General features: G+C 52.1%; 14 protein-coding genes. 10 read left to right on the top strand and 4 right to left on the bottom strand.

Annotation, left to right across the window (positions count from 1 at the left end; translation table 11 throughout):
* Window positions 1–303 precede the first annotated feature (303 nt).
* A complete protein-coding gene (locus BOW52_RS13935; protein ID WP_078484687.1) occupies window positions 304–1,173 on the top strand; it encodes an MYG1 family protein in 870 nt (289 codons plus the stop codon).
* 57 nt (window positions 1,174–1,230) lie between these two features.
* A complete protein-coding gene (locus tag BOW52_RS13930; RefSeq protein ID WP_078484686.1) occupies window positions 1,231–1,587 on the top strand; it encodes an MmcQ/YjbR family DNA-binding protein in 357 nt (118 codons plus the stop codon).
* Between the two features lie 19 nt (window positions 1,588–1,606).
* Here the strand turns inward: BOW52_RS13930 and BOW52_RS13925 are convergent, their stop codons facing one another.
* Window positions 1,607–2,200 (bottom strand): TetR/AcrR family transcriptional regulator, encoded by a 594-nt coding sequence (locus tag BOW52_RS13925; RefSeq protein ID WP_078484685.1) that lies wholly within the window; start codon window positions 2,198–2,200, stop codon window positions 1,607–1,609.
* Between the two features lie 95 nt (window positions 2,201–2,295).
* On the opposite strand from BOW52_RS13925, the gene BOW52_RS13920 reads away from it, so the two are divergent.
* From BOW52_RS13920 to BOW52_RS13890, 7 genes are all read left to right on the top strand, one after another.
* Complete coding sequence (locus BOW52_RS13920; protein ID WP_078484688.1) at window positions 2,296–2,925, top strand: NAD(P)-dependent oxidoreductase; 630 nt, start codon at window positions 2,296–2,298, stop codon at window positions 2,923–2,925.
* 52 nt (window positions 2,926–2,977) lie between these two features.
* Complete coding sequence (locus BOW52_RS13915) at window positions 2,978–3,358, top strand: hypothetical protein (protein ID WP_078484684.1); 381 nt, start codon at window positions 2,978–2,980, stop codon at window positions 3,356–3,358.
* Between the two features lie 47 nt (window positions 3,359–3,405).
* Entirely contained in the window at window positions 3,406–3,987 is a 582-nt protein-coding gene (locus BOW52_RS13910; protein ID WP_078484683.1) for a class I SAM-dependent DNA methyltransferase, read from the top strand.
* Between the two features lie 122 nt (window positions 3,988–4,109).
* Window positions 4,110–4,400, top strand: coding sequence for a DUF1330 domain-containing protein (locus tag BOW52_RS13905; protein WP_172840356.1), 291 nt, complete (start codon window positions 4,110–4,112; stop codon window positions 4,398–4,400).
* A 13-nt stretch (window positions 4,401–4,413) separates the two neighbouring features.
* Entirely contained in the window at window positions 4,414–4,887 is a 474-nt protein-coding gene (locus BOW52_RS13900; RefSeq protein ID WP_078484681.1) for a dihydrofolate reductase family protein, read from the top strand.
* Between the two features lie 56 nt (window positions 4,888–4,943).
* Window positions 4,944–5,555, top strand: a complete 612-nt coding sequence (locus tag BOW52_RS13895) for an NAD(P)H-dependent oxidoreductase (protein ID WP_078484680.1) — start codon at window positions 4,944–4,946, stop codon at window positions 5,553–5,555.
* Between the two features lie 87 nt (window positions 5,556–5,642).
* Window positions 5,643–6,797, top strand: a complete 1,155-nt coding sequence (locus BOW52_RS13890; RefSeq protein WP_078484679.1) for a hypothetical protein — start codon at window positions 5,643–5,645, stop codon at window positions 6,795–6,797.
* A 32-nt stretch (window positions 6,798–6,829) separates the two neighbouring features.
* On the opposite strand, the gene BOW52_RS13885 is transcribed toward BOW52_RS13890, so the two are convergent.
* Entirely contained in the window at window positions 6,830–8,215 is a 1,386-nt protein-coding gene (locus BOW52_RS13885) for a hypothetical protein (RefSeq protein ID WP_078484678.1), read from the bottom strand.
* Between the two features lie 153 nt (window positions 8,216–8,368).
* On the opposite strand from BOW52_RS13885, the gene BOW52_RS13880 reads away from it, so the two are divergent.
* Complete coding sequence (locus BOW52_RS13880; RefSeq protein ID WP_078484677.1) at window positions 8,369–11,173, top strand: vWA domain-containing protein; 2,805 nt, start codon at window positions 8,369–8,371, stop codon at window positions 11,171–11,173.
* An 8-nt stretch (window positions 11,174–11,181) separates the two neighbouring features.
* Here BOW52_RS13880 and BOW52_RS13875 read toward each other — a convergent pair whose 3' ends face one another.
* Both BOW52_RS13875 and BOW52_RS13870 read right to left on the bottom strand, forming a co-directional pair.
* Window positions 11,182–13,989, bottom strand: coding sequence for a pectate lyase (locus tag BOW52_RS13875; protein WP_078484676.1), 2,808 nt, complete (start codon window positions 13,987–13,989; stop codon window positions 11,182–11,184).
* 118 nt (window positions 13,990–14,107) lie between these two features.
* Window positions 14,108–15,004, bottom strand: a complete 897-nt coding sequence (locus BOW52_RS13870) for a diguanylate cyclase (protein ID WP_078484675.1) — start codon at window positions 15,002–15,004, stop codon at window positions 14,108–14,110.
* Between the last annotated feature and the right edge of the window lie 320 nt (window positions 15,005–15,324).

The following is a 15,324-nucleotide window of genomic DNA, read 5'->3' as shown; positions in this document are numbered from 1 at the left end:
GACGCAGGCGTCACTCGTACTTGGGGTATGTAAGTCCTGCAGAATACGAGGCAAAGTGTGCCTCTTAATTAATTCATCCGTTAAACCGGGGGAGCCTCAACGTAAGTTGATTGACCTACCCTGAAACCGAGTCTCTTCAGTTTATGTCCGTGTACGCGTTAAGTATTGGTTGTTGAATGGCTGCTATTTTTGTTGGCTATCTTCGTATAGAATCCGCCGTCACTTATTGCCTGTCTAGATATTTCAGTATCCAGAGTTTTACGGGCACATCCCTATATCCAATCCTAAAGCGACGCAGAGCAGATGACTGATAAAATCATAGCGACTCACAACGGTAATTATCATGCAGATGATGTTTTCAGTATCGCTGCTCTCAAGTTCATTTATCCCTCTTCTACACTCATTCGCACACGTGATCAGGATGTTATCGCTAAGGCAGATGTTGTGGTTGATGTGGGTGGTGAACATGACCCCGATAGAGACCGTTTTGACCATCATCAGCGTGGTGGTGCAGGAGAGCGCGAAAACGGTATTCCCTACTCATCATTTGGCTTGATCTGGCAGAAGTATGGCCTGGAGATCTGTCAGGGTAATCAGGATGTGGCAAATGGCGTTGATTCAGGTCTGGTGTCAAATATTGATGCCATCGACTGTGGTCATGCCGAGGCTGCCACTAAAGGCATTACCCTTAGCCAGACTATCTCTATGTTTAATCCGACCTGGCAAGAAGAGGGTTCGTTCGATGCCTGCTTTGATGAGGCGGTAGAGTTTGCATCGCGTGTCCTGGCTCGCTTTGTCGCATCGGCAAACGGTGGAATTAGTGCCAAAGCGATCGTGGCTAAAGCCATCGATGATGCCGAAGACCCGAGAGTGATTGTGCTGGAGAAATACACACCATGGAAAAAGACGGTTCTCGCCCTGTCTGAAGAGGCTTTGTATATGGTCTACCCATCCCAGACTGGCCAGTGGCGGATACAAACGGTACCGGTTGAGAAGGATTCATTCGAGGATAGAAAATCGCTGCCTAAATCATGGGCGGGTCTATCCGATGATGCGCTTCAGGAAGTAACCGGTATTGATGACGCCATGTTTTGCCATAATGGTCTATTTATTGCGGGCGCAGAATCATTTGAAAGCACGATGAAAATGGCAGTCATTGCTCTCCAAGAGTAATCAATCAAGGGTGTGGCGTGTTTAAAAGATTCGAACTCTAATCTCATCGGGCGATGAATGAATAGTGAGACGCTAGCGCATCATCTGATATCTCTTAAAGGTGCTGAGAGTAGTTATCCCTTTGGCCCAGAGGCGTTGGTCTTCAAGGTCATGGGAAAGATGTTTGCACTGGTAACAGAGGCAGAGGAACCCCCTCGGGTTACGCTGAAATGTTCACCACCCGATTGCGAGGTTTTGGTGAGTCAGTTTGACTCGATCGTGCCGGGTTACCATATGAATAAGAATCACTGGATCACCGTGTCGCTGACTGGAGAGGTGCCGGAGGCGATGTTGATTGATCTGGCCAATCGATCGTATGAATTGGTGGTCAGTAAACTCTGCAGGGCCAGTAAGGATGAGCTTGATCAGCGCTAGCGATCGTTGATCAGGTAAATCAGTGGGGGCTATTAACCAGGGTTCGGTTAATCAGCGCTTTCATCCGCTCAATGTACTTCTCGTTTGACCAACCACACTCGATGGTTAGTTGCTCCCAGTTGTTGATCGATATCAGGGTCCAGAATATCTCGGTCGCCTCTTCTCGGCTCCACTCAGGCGCCAGTTTGCCTTCATCGTCTAACCTATCGATTGCAGCACGACAGTAGTCACGTAGGCAGCGCATGTTGTTATTCCAGGCGGCTGCGGTGGCCTGATCGGTATCTCTAGTGCTGAGCAGCGCCTTGGCGATGCCGTAGATTTCCGGCATGAACTCTCCCCACACCTCGACGCAGGCATCCATCATCTCGAGACCCGTTTTGGCCTTCTCGAACTGGCTGAGACGTTGGTTAAGGCCTTTGACCTCATCCACATAATTTGAGGTGGCGATCATCAGCTCGGTTCGTGACGAGAAGTGGAGATAGACCGCCTGCCGCGAGATGCCGGTGGCCTTGGCGACATCGCTCATGCCGATGCTCTTGCCGACGCGCTGCTCCATCAACTTCCAGGTCGCCTGGAGGATCTGTTCTCGGGTATCTGGCTTTTCACTTGACATAGTGTAAACCGTATCCAATACTTGACACTGTGTCAATTGACATGGTGTCAAGTTAATAGATGGCTTGTGCAGTAAAGACGGGTCGGGAGGTAGAGATGAAGCTGACAATTATTGGTTCTACAGGTGGTTCAGGACGACAGTTGGTCGCTCAGGCGCTAGCAAGAGGTCATGAAGTGACTGCATTTGCTCGCAATCCCGACAAGATCAAGATCGATCACCCGGCTTTCAGGGTCGTGAAAGGTGATGTCAGAGATAGTGCTGAGGTTGAGAGTGCAGTCGAGGGGCAGGATGCGGTCATGTTCTCATTGGGTGCCCCGGTCAGGAGCAAGGAGAAACTACGTGGTCATGGGACAAAAACGGTGATCGATGCCATGGTTAAACAGGGTGTAAACCGTTTGGTCTCGCTATCTGCATTGGGCTGTGGGGATAGTGAGCCTCTACTGCCGCTAAAGTATAAATACCTCATTACTCCCCTGGCGTTGCGTGGTGTTTACGATGATCATGAGCTTCAGGAAGCGCATATCCGTGAGAGTGGATTGGAGTGGATTATAGTTCGAGCCGGTGCGTTGACCAACGGGGGTTTGACGGACTCCTACTGGCATGGCATGAGGGCGGATGGCAGGAGAATTAGCGCTAAAATCTCACGGGCCGATGTGGCTGACTTTATGTTGAAGCAGCTGGTTGATGACCGATATATTCGTAGAATGCCGTCGATCTCCTATTGAGCTGGATTGGAATTATTGTTTGCTTTGAATATGAACAGGTGGTGAAACGTTTATGGCCGTAGATGTTGTTGTTCTTGATGGTGGCGAGGGTGTGGTGGTGGTCGGGACAGGTGTTGTGACGGGCAGTGAGATCCTTGATGTGCAGAAGAGGGTCTACGGCGAGGAGACGCTGCACAAACAGAGGTACCAGATCATCGATAAATCGAAATGTACCGAGTACAACGTTTCGGCATTCGAGATTGAGGCGCTTGCGGAACTCGACAAAGCGGCGGCGAAGGTCAATCCAAACATTGTATTTGCGATCATTGAATCGGAGAGCCTCCAGTTCAGTCTGACCAGCCTTTGGCAGGCGAATGTGGAGTCTGTTTTTAAGACAGAGTCATTTAAAAGTCGTGATGATGCGTTGGCATGGATTGAGAAAAACGCTCACTAGTCAGGCATGACTGAATCATTATTACAAAAGAAGAGTGTGCTTCAAGAATGAGTGAAAGCTGGGACGACTATGCGAATGGCTGGGATAGTAATGCGTCAGTTATTGCCTATGCAGAGAAGGCCTATCAGTCGTTGATCGATCGCATAGAGATAGAGGATTGTCGGGCTTTAGACTTTGGCTGCGGAACAGGCTTGTTGAGCAGTAAATTGGCTGAGCAAGCAGGTACGGTTGTTTCAATCGATCCATCGGAAAAAATGATCGACGTGCTTAATGAAAAGTGTATAGAGAATGTAAGCACGATAACTTCAGAGCTAAGCCAGGACCTAATCGATGGCCATGAACTGCTCACACCCAAGTTTGATCTAATAGTCGCCTCATCAGTGCTAGCCTTTGTTCCCGATTATCCAGACACGGTTCGCCTGCTGAAACAGTTGATGAGAGAGGGCGCATATTTTGTTCAGTGGGATTGGGTAAAGGGTAGTGATGAGGGGATTGGTTTTACAGAAGATGAAATTAAGTCGGTGCTGAACGGAGTTGGTCTCGATGATTTCACTCTATCGATTCCATTCTCTTTGGAAATTGATGATAGTGAGTTAAAGGTTGTTATGGCAGTTGCCAATTACGGATAGTCTTTATTGAAGATCGTTAAAAGGGGCTCTGGCTAATCTATTTTGAGTGTAACGGTCATTGAAATAGTGAAGATAAAGCCGACTGTTTTACATATAGATTGATATTTAACAGGAGGAGCAGTGTGGCAGGATACGTTGTGATTCGAATTGAGGCGTCTGATCCCTCGCAGTTAACAAGCTATCAGGCTGTGGCGCCATCAATTGTTGAGAAGCACCAGGGAAAATTTCTGGCGCGAGGGGGTGAGGTAAACTCGCTTGAGGGACCAAATGAGGCGCGTCGAATTATCATAATAGAGTTTCCCTCGTTGCAGGCAGCCAACGATTTCTACCATTCCGATGATTACACCGCTGCACGTGCGCTGCGTAAGGACGTAGCGGTTGCGGAGATAATCTCTGTTGCAGGCATTGATTGATGGTGAGAGAGATTTGAAGGTCACCTACTATGCCGCCTCGAGTGTTGATGGTTATATCGCCAAGAGTGATGGCGATGTGTCGTGGTTAGAAGAGCTCGATATCTCGATGGAAGATAGCGGTTATGAGAGCTTCTTCTCCACAGTCGATGGTCTGGTGATGGGGCGCAAGACCTACGAGATAATTAAATCATTCGGTGCGTGGCCCTACGGTGACAAGCCGACGTGGGTCTGTACGTGTGGTGATGTTGAGCCGAGTGAAGGGGCAAACCTCCAGAACGAGAAGTTACCTGAGGCCGTTGTCGAGGCGGCACGTGATCAGGGCATTAAACATCTCTGGTTGGTGGGTGGCGGCAGTCTGGCAGCTTCATTCGTCGAAAAATCGCTGCTGACACATACCCCAATATCACTGATGCCGATTATCCTGGGCGGTGGTATTCCGCTGTTTGGTCCGATGGGTGATCACACACATCTCAAACTTAAGCAGTGACAAAGTCATGCAGCCGGATTTATGCAGATCGAATGTGAGCTCAAAGAGAGAAGAAAATAAAAACGCTGCTCGTTACTGCCCACCCGCTGGCCGATAGTCTCTCAACGCATCTGGGTCGACGCATTATCGTTCAGCTGGTAGAGGCGGGTCATGAGGTGGTGGTTGAGGATCTCTATGCCGAGGGTTTTAGTCCCGCACTGACAGCCCAGGAACGTAGCAGCTACTACACAGCACGTTACGACAGCTCGGCAGTCGAGGCTGAGGTGAAGCGGTTGCAGAGCGCCGAGGCGTTGGTGCTGCTCTTCCCTACCTGGTGGTTCGGTTTTCCGGCAATCCTCAAAGGTTGGTTCGATCGTGTATGGGCGCCCGGAATCGCCTACGACCATGCCAGCGACTACGGCCCAATCAAACCACGACTCGATAATCTTCGCGAAGTACTGGTGGTAACCACACTCGGTTCGCCCTGGTGGGTCGATCGGTTTCTGATGTGGCAGCCGGTGAAGCGAATTATAAAGATTGCACTGCTAAGTACCTGTGCCAAAAATAGCCGCCTGCAGTTTCTCTCGTTGTATAACTGTGAGAAGGTCGAAGCGCCTCGCATCAAACGCTTCACGCGGCGTGTCGATAGTGCACTGATGCGTTTGGTAGAGTCGGCCCGGTCAGCATAAAATGGCAGCTTAGTGATCCCTGAGGCTATCGTTGTCCTCCTGCGATCGTCCGCTCACAACGTTGTATCCACAGATTAAATTTTCCGTATGAAAACGCTCTACCTCCACATTGGCAGCCACAAAACCGGTTCATCCTCCATTCAACAGGCGCTGTTTCAGAATCGAGACAATCTTGCCGGTCAGGGTCTGAGTCTCTTTTCTGAAAATCAGCAGGGCGAGTTGATCCCCTCGGGTAACACATCGAATGCATGGGTTTCGGCTGCGGACCTGCGCGATGAGTTACAAAGTGGGCGTGGTGTCAGGGTGTCGAATCTGCAGCGTCTCGCCGAAAGGTTGGCAGAACTCCCTGGCGATGTGGTGATGTCGGCGGAGAATTTCTCCTGGGTCTTCTCTATTGATGAGGTTAAGCGAATCGGTCGAGAGTGTCGGCGCTATTTTGATAGGGTGCAGGTCATTGTCTATCTGCGGCGCCAGGACCGGCAGGTGATCTCACACCATCAACAGGGTTCAAAAAATAGACACAACGCGGCCAGCGCCTACTACTCGGGGGATGCGTTTGCGATTCCGCTAAGTAGAGATCATTACGATGAATATCTGAACTACTACAAGCGGGTGTCGATGTGGGCGGAGGTGTTCGGCGCTGAGAATCTGTCGATTCGAGTATTTGAACCAGACCTGCTTGAAGGGGGTGAAGCGGTGACCGATTTCTTTACCCTGCTCGGTATGGCAGAGAGTGCCGACCTTAAATCCGTCAGGGAAAATCGCTCGTTGGGGTTTGAGAGAACGAAGGTGGGGCATCTGCTCAATGCGACGTTGCCAAACTGCGAACTCTCCAGTCGCATCAGGAGCATGCTGGATAATAGAGGAAGGTCGTTACCCAGTGCTGCGGAGGCGAAGGCCTTCTATGCGCGATATGTCGATTCAAACAGGATGTTGAACAGGGAGTTTGCCATCACATCCGTGCAAGAGGATCTCTTCAATGATGACTTCTCCATCTACCCGGAGCAGCCGGGTGATCGGTGGAGTGAGGATTCGGTGAACAGTGCGATCGAACATATCCTAACGGCCATCGCGCCACTCTCAGGATTGAAAGTGGAGGACCTCAGGGATGCGGCGATAGCGCTGGAGTCTTCAGATATTGCAGCGAGTTATCGATTGATGTCGATCGCCTACCAGCTATCGGGCAGTGCCTCCATTGGTGAGCGGCTGGTTGAGTATCGGCGCAGAATGAGCGTTCGATAATCTGTGAGTCCGTTGTTCTCTCATTGTAGTGCCTATCGATCGGGCCGAATGTAACGCATGCTCATAAACTGGTGAAACGGCAGGCCGTGGTAGACGTACCAGTTCTGATAGCCGTAGTACTTCGCTTCAAACGCCCCCATCTCTTTGAGCGCATCGTTGAGGTAGTTGAGTCCACTCTCCTGACCGGCGTCATACTTCTTGTAGAAGTTCGCCGCTGAGACGTTGAAGCTGGTTTTTGGATTCGCCTTCATCGTCGTCCAGGCGAGCTGTGCGAAGGGGCTCAAGCCAGAGGCCGCCTCGGCCAGTTCGTTGATCATGCCCGCCTCGAGTTCGGTCTCCTTCTTCACAACATAATTCCCTTCAAGGTGACGGCGCGCCTTTTCGATCTTATCGGCAATGGAGCGGTATTCGATCATGCGGGTGCCCGGTGCACGTACATCATCAAGAATGCTGGCCGGGAGTGAGGGGGTGCCACGCGGATTGTAGTTGGGCTGCACGGCGGCATCGTTGGGATCCATGAAACCGTACTTCTTGAGAAAATTGGCCAGCGCCTGTGAAGCGCCGATGATCTGGCCAGCTGTGCCGTGAAACTGCTTAACCCCGTTGTAGCGATCCTGTGCACCGAGAATGAAACCTCGCCCCTCGCTCTGGGTGCTACTGCGATCAACCAGATGGGGGCCGATGCGCTGCTGATACTCACGGGTTGAGCCGAGTGGCGGTGCCGCTTCACTATCGAGTGGTGCTCCAGCCATAGGAATAACAAGACAGCCGAGCAGCGCTGCTGCACCGCGTTTACCTCGCAACAGGGCGAAGGCGATCACACCGAGTGCCACCAGGATCAGTACCAGCAGGATAACGATCACGCTACTGAGTCCAGACCCCTCTTCTTTGTCGGCAGTGGTCGATGCGGATGCAGGTGCTTCGGTTTGATCGGGGGCACCACCGGTGGTGGTCGCCTGTGACATCGGAATGAAATCACCACCACTACCAACCTCCAGTTCCGGTCCGACCACCAGGATCAACTGGTAGTGGCTACCCGTCTCACCGCTGAGGCGAAAATAGATCGGGCCGTTGGCACGGAAGCTGAGGGTGGCGGTGTTGTCGCCACCAGTGGTGGCCTCTAGCAGTGGTTCGTGTGGTTCACTCTTGAAGGCGATGATTTTAAGTGGATTGCCCTCCAGGCTGTGGACGAAAAGATCGACCGGCTGTTTGGCGCTGAGTGTGGGGAGTTGGAAGGAGACGCCGTACTCATCGGGAAAGGTCTCGCCGCCGACCATTGCCACCTGGGCCAGTGGAATCTCATCGTGTGGTTTGAGCTTGAGGGTCCAGTAGGTCGGCTTGAAGGGATCTTCGGCGACAGCATTAGCGCCGATTAGGATGCCGAGCAGTAGAGCGAAGAGTTGAACGTAGCGTTTCATGCATCCTCCCGAGCGAATCGAAAGCGCTGTACCCGGTGTCATAGCGGGTGCAGATAAACAAACTATACTTCTTCCCAACACGCTTAATGATAGTCAAAAAATTCGATCTGCATCGATTTCTACTCGAACTTGCGAGTGGCAGGAGCGCACATCATGCGAATAACTATTGGCACTATCCTCTCGATACTACTTCTTCTTATTACCCTGCCTTTTCAATTAACTGCGATCAATGCGGCAGAGCGAGAGCAGGTGATTATGGTGCTCGACTCCTCTGGCAGCATGTGGGGGCAGATCAAGGGGCGTACCAAGATCGACATCTCACGACAGGTGATCGAGGGGCTACTTAACGACTGGGACAGTAATACCGATCTCGGCATCATCACCTACGGCCATCGACGCAAGGGTGATTGTGGTGATATCGAGATGGTGGTGCCGATCTCGACGGTCGAACCCGACCGCGCTATGAAGGTGCTCAATGCGATTAATCCCAAGGGGAAGACGCCACTCAGCGCCGCTGTAAAACAGGCGGCCGAGGCGCTGAAATATACCGAAGAGCGTGCGACGGTGATCCTGATCTCCGATGGACGTGAGACCTGCGATATGAATCCCTGTGAGCTGGGAACGGCGCTTGAGAAGAGCGGTGTCGACTTCACTACCCATGTGATCGGTTTTGATATCAGTGATGAGCGGGACCGTGCCCAGCTGGAGTGTCTGGCAAACAATACCGGTGGTGAGTACTTCTCGGCACGCGGTGCTGCCGGTCTGCACGATGCGATGGTTAAGACGGTTGAGATTGTTACCAGGGCGGAGCCGAAGCCAAAGGTAGTGCCGAAGCCTGAACCCAAGCCGGAGCCCAAGCCGGAGCCGAAGGTAGAGGCCAAGCCAGAGCCGAAACCCGCGCCCCCACCACCCCCTCCTCCTAAGGAGACGGGACCAGCCGGTTTGAAACTGATGGCGACCCTGGAAGAGGGTGGTGAGGTGCTGAGCCGTGATGTGCGTTTCCGTCTCTTCGAGGCGAAGCAGGACGGTAAGAGAGGAAAACGCCTACATGAGGCGACCGGTACCCCCTTCTTCGATGTGAAGCCGGGTCACTATGTGATTGAGGGGCAGTACGATCTGGCGCGTGCGACTGAAATGGTTGAGGTGAAAGCCGATGGTACGACCAACCACACCCTGGTACTAAACGCGGCTTACCTAAAACCGACCGCAACCCTGAGCGAGGGAGGTGCCGCGCTTGAGCGCGATGTCACCTTCACCATCTACAAACGCGATTCCAGAGGCAACCGCAGTCGTATCGATTACCGTTCACACAAACCGGTATGGCACCTCGGTGCGGGACACTATCTGCTCAAGGCGCAGTACGACCTTGCCGTAGCCGAGGTGGAGATTGAGATTGAGGCGGGTGTGGATAACGAGCCGATGCTCAACCTCAATGCCGGTCTTCTCAAACCCTCTGCAACCCTCAGTGAGGGGAGTGAAGCGCTGGAGCGCGATGTAACCTTCACCATCTATAGCGTTAACGAGAAGGGGGCACGGCAGCGCATCGACTATCGTTCGCACAAACCGGTCTGGCATATCGGCGCGGGTAACTACCTGTTGAAGGCGCAGTACGATCTTGCCGTCGCCGAGACGGAGGTCGATATTATGGCCGAGCAGGAGAGTGGGCCAGTGCTTAATCTCAATGCGGGTTTTCTCAAGCCGGTCGCCAGTCTGAGTGAGAGCAGCCAGCCACTGGAGCGTGATGTCACCTTTACGATCTATTCGGTGAATGAGAAGGGGGCGCGGCAGCGTATTGACTACCGCTCGCACAAGCCGGTCTGGCATATCGGTGTGGGTAACTACCTGTTGAAAGCACAGTACGACCTGGCAGTGACCGAAACAGAGATTGAAATCATGGCCAATCAAGGCACCGAGCCGCAGCTCAATCTCAAGGCGGGTTACCTGAAGCCAGCAGCGGTGCTGAGTGAGAGCAGCCAGCCGATCGAGCGTGATGTCACCTTCACTATCTATACGGTCAACGAGAAGTGGGCGCGACAGCGTATCGACTACCGCTCGCATAAACCGGTCTGGCATATAGGAGAGGGGAGTTATCTGCTCAAGGCGCAGTACGATCTGTCAGCCGCTGAGACCGAGGTGGAGATCACAGCTGCTCAGGGCAGTGAACCGCTGTTGAATCTTAATACCGGTTATCTCAAACCGGTAGCGATGTTGAGTGAAGGCGGTAAGCCGATCGAGCGTGATGTTACCTTCTCACTCTATGAGACCAAGACTGACATTCACGGTAACCGACGTCGTATCGACTACCGCTCGCACAAGCCTGTCTGGCATCTCGGTGCGGGAAGCTATCTGCTAAAGGCGCAGTATGATCTGATCTCGGCGCAGACGGAGATCGAAATCAAGCCGGGGACCGGTACCGAACCAGCGATCAATCTTAATGGTGGCTATCTGCGACCGACTGCGGCGCTGAGTGCCGAAGGCAAACCGATCGAGCGGGATGTCACCTTCAGTCTCTATGAGCTGAAACAGGATCTGCACGGTAATCGCCGCCGTATCGACTACCGCTCACACAAGCCGGTGTGGCATCTCGGCGCAGGAAAATATCTGCTCAAGGCGCAGTACGATCTCGCCTATACCGAAATGGAAATCGAGATGAACTCCGGTGTAGGAAACGATATCAAACTCAATCTCGATGCGGGTTACCTGAGACCGAGTGCAAAAATCAAAGATGGTGAACCGATCACAAGTGGTATCACATTCACCCTGTTTGAGAGTAAGCCTGATCTACACGGTAATCACCGTCGTATTGATTACCGAAACAACAAACCGGTCTGGCATCTAAATAGTGGTACCTATCGACTGCGCGCATCCAATAGCAGTGGCAGTCATGAGAGCGACATCGAGATCAAGGCGGGTGAGGGAACAGAACCGATGTTGGAGATCGAGCCTAAGACTGAATAGTGGAATGGCTACGGTACGCTCGACGGTGAGTGGAGCATCGGCTGCTGTCGGTGTTGTCCGATCATCTGGGCACAGCTTTCAACGTAGTGTCGTGATGAGATAAAGTCCGGTGGAGGATTCTCTATTGCGCGCTCAGGATCAAACCAGGCTCTCGCGGTGGGTGAGAGTGCTAGCAGTGCCGTGTTCTCAAAGGCTTCGTCATAGGTGTGTACCGCTTCACGTCCCTGCTTCAATAACTCCATTCGGTCGAGTGCAAGTTTGATGTCTGGAAACTCTTCATAACCACCGATCCAGCGGTAACGACTACGTTCATCGTCGGATAGTTGCTCGATTGAATAGAAGCTCTCCCCTGCGCGACTGGCATAGAGTGGTCGGTTGCTAGCAACCTCATAGAGACGAGCCCACTGTTCGGGTGCAATAACGCTTTGTCGTAACCACGTCGCTGCCCTCTCAGCCGCGCTACGGTAGTGTTCATCACTGGTGGCTATGTAGAGATCGATCAGGGCGTTGATTGCATAAGCCGTTTCCAGTGAGGCATAGGCGGCGGGTTCAAATGTTCTGGCAGCGGTGGGTATTCCATCAGTGTCGTACTGCTGTGCAAAGGCGGTTTGTGTGCTGAGGCCCTGAACCTTTAGAAGGTAGTCGCCAGCACGTCGGGCGGCGTCAAGATATCGATTGTTATGGTTACGAATGTTGGCACGAATAAGTAAGCGGATAGTGCCCGTCATTGCGTCATCATTAAGAGTGGGTAGTGTGCTGTAACCGGAAGAGTGCAGTGCCTGTGGCCAGCTACCATCGTCTGATTGCTTGTTAACTATGAAATTGAGACCGCGATCAATCATGGTGGGCAACCATTCGGGTATCGGAAGATTGGCGCTGATTAATGCGTCATGGAGATTGAGCGCGTAGTAGAGAGCAGAGGTGATCGTGCCGTCATCAAAGGTTGTCTTTTTGTCATCTGGTTGAGCATGATCTTCCCTGGTACAGGGCGCAGATATTTTCCAGCCGCCGCCCACGCTCTGTGTGCAACTCAGTGCTTCACCAATCTTGATCGCTTCAAGTAACAGAGTGATTTCAGCCGTCTGCTCCCAGGCGGCGATGAGGCAGCTCCCGACCTCCTGCGCTGAGCCTGCAGGACGGCTAATAATAGAGTGGACTGGTAATGGCTTTGATGAGCTGGGTCGGTCGTAGTGTTTGTTGTCAGTGATACGCCAGAGGCCACCTACGCCAGTAGTGTTTGCATGTGGCAGTTTACTTAGCAGCTTGTTGGCAAGGTCGTCAGCTTTCAGCTCTGCCTGAATTTTATCAGCGGTTCGGTATTTGCTGGAGACAGGAGAGAAATGGAAAGCTCTCTTTCCTTTGTTGCTCTTGAGTACCGAGCTGGTCAGGGTGAGCTGTTTCTCTATCTGGCTTAGAAAGTCTTCGGTATGGACGAAACGTCGCAGACTGACCTGTGTTGCCGGCGTGCGGGCGATGATCTTTAGTACATCTTCGTCGGTAATAGCATGAGTGCTTCTGCGTTTTGAAGACCAGACAGCGAGTTCGGGTGGTACTAATCTTCCAACCCGATAGGCATCCATGGGGCGGTCGGTAACGAGCTGCTGAGTGTCGTCGAGAAAAAGTTTGAGGCGTGCCACGGCATGATGATCGTAATTGGATGATTGCTGATTGAAAACCTTGTGGGTTTTCCAAATATTTTTCCAGATGTTTGCGATGAGCTGGAGGCTGAGGAGGAGTATGACGATGGTGACTAGAAAGCGATACCGGCCAAGGTTTTCAAAATAGGGGGGTCTATAAGCTCTTAGTCTGCCACCGCTGTTGAGTAGGTCGGCTAATGCGATTCCACCAAGCCAGCTAAGTGGTATGACCAGAAGCAGTGGATGGTGAAACCAGAGTGGACGATGGATTGTGAGTGCAATGAAGCCGACGGTAAGCCAGAGCAGGGCCACTGCTCTTGATCGGCTGAAATGTAGAGTGGTGAGCAGGATGCCGATGGTGCCGAAGAGGAGGGCTGCTGTAGAGGATTTCCATAAATGAGTGAGCAGCGCCGTAAATCCGCCGCTCTCCGCGTAGATCGCTGTGGAAGCCGCTGCGGTGTGCGGCAGGATGAGTTGTTCGAAATGGTATGAGTGCAGTAGTAGCGATGGAGTATAGATCGAGAGAATTAGGGTGATGATGAATATGATGCTGTTCTTAATCGAGTCAATCTTGGCATACCCATTAACCTTCTCATCTCGTTTGGCAAACCAAGCCGCTAGAAGCAGCGCTGGAGCTGCAGTGACAACGAAGAGTTTTATCTGTAACGCGAGTGCGTAGACGATGCCCGCAGTGACGGTTCTGATCCATCGTGAGGCTGGAGAGTTGATGGTTAAGATATCGATTGCCAGCACCGTGAGTGCGATCGCTGGTAATCCAATCATTACTGAGACACTCAGTGTTAGATAGAGTTTGCCGCTAGCAAGAATAGATACGGCAGCGAGTGCTGGACCTCTACCCTCGAAGCGTCTAACGATACGGAATAGTGAGATGAACAGAACTGCCGAGAAAAGCAGGATCGTAGTACGAGCGGCGGTGACTGAAAATGGAAAGAGTTCGTGAACGGCTGCAAGTATGTAGGTGAGGACGGGGGGTTGGTCGCTCCAGATATCGCTGTAGAGCTGATAACCACTGTTGACCAGTGCGGCCTTTTGCAGGTTAAGCCCCTCGTCGGTATTAAATTCGTAGACGCTCCACCACTCACCCAAAATCATCATGAATATGATGAAGGTGATTAAAAGGGCGACCTCTTCGAAACGATTCCTTGTTGACGGATGCATTTATGGTTTGTTTGGTGATTGCTGTTGAAACCATTCTACCCACATGCAAGGGCCTGATGTCCCCGTGCTTGTGGGTTACGCCGGCAATCGGTTTGCTGACGGATGGCGATAGTTGGCGTCAGGTGTTCCAGGTGCAGATGCAGTTACGCCCCTGACTTTTGGCATAGAGCAGTGCGTGATCGGCCTCAACGATGACATCCTCGAGCGTTTTCTCAGGGGTGATGTGTGCGATGCCGAATGAGGCGGTCACCTTGACGCTGTTTCCATTATTCAGCTCGAAGGGAGATTCTTCGATGGTTATACGAAGTCGCTCAATCAGCGGATGAGCGGCAGCGGGATTGATGTCAGGCAGGCAGAGCAGAAACTCTTCGCCGCCGTAGCGGAAGATCGAATCGTAGGCGCGTAGCTCTTTAACGCAACGATCGATAATGCCCTTGAGCACCTGATCGCCACCGGCGTGGCCGTGGGTGTCGTTGACCTGTTTGAAATGATCGATATCGAGCATGCAGATCGAACAGCTATTACCGCTACGCACCACCCGCTCATACTCCTGTGTCAGGCGTGAGGTCATCGACTGACGATTCCAGGCGCCGGTGAGGTGGTCGACTACACAGACCTGATCAATGATCTGCTGCTGCAGTTTTCGAATCTCGAGTTTGAAATCGATCGCAAGGCTGATGAAGCTGTCGTAGTCCTCGAAGACGATCGGCTCTTCACGGTCACTTTTCAAGAGGATCTCGCGTGCATTGTCGTGCATGGCCTGGTGCTGTCGGCCGATCTCGGCAAAGATCTCCATCTCATCAAGTTCGGGGTGTTTACCGCTGTAGTACCACTGGCCGAAGTTGCAGTTGCAGTGGGCGTTGGGCTGGATGTCCTTCTCATCGGCCTTCTCATCATCACAGATCAGTGCGCGATGTAGCATCTTGAGCCAGTTGGTGTGGCTGACAATTCCCTTGTCGAGATCTTCCAGGGCCTGAAGTAGACCGGATGAGGTGGGTTGAACGAGAGGGATCATGGCGTGTGGCCTTGGGGAGTTGGGTATGGAGTGCCATGAGATTTTAGCACTCTTCACAACAGCGACAATTAATCTTTCAGGTATAGAGGTGGTACCACTAACAAAATAGCCTCGTATCTCTGGTGCGTTACGTGGCAACTAATTGATAAATTGGACATTTCAAATTGTTGGTCTATGGTTTCAATCGATTATTAAAATAATATGAGGACATCAAGGAATGTTCGGGGAGTCGCTATTTTTGCGGAAGCTTGTTTTGGGCATCCAAGCCCAAGCAAGCGGCAAAAACTTAACGCGACCGTTTATGCCTGCGGCGCCCCGAC

Origin of the sequence: Solemya pervernicosa gill symbiont (genome assembly GCF_002020875.1) — a bacterium.
Taxonomy (GTDB): domain Bacteria; phylum Pseudomonadota; class Gammaproteobacteria.
This window is presented reverse-complemented; position numbering and strand designations above follow the sequence as displayed.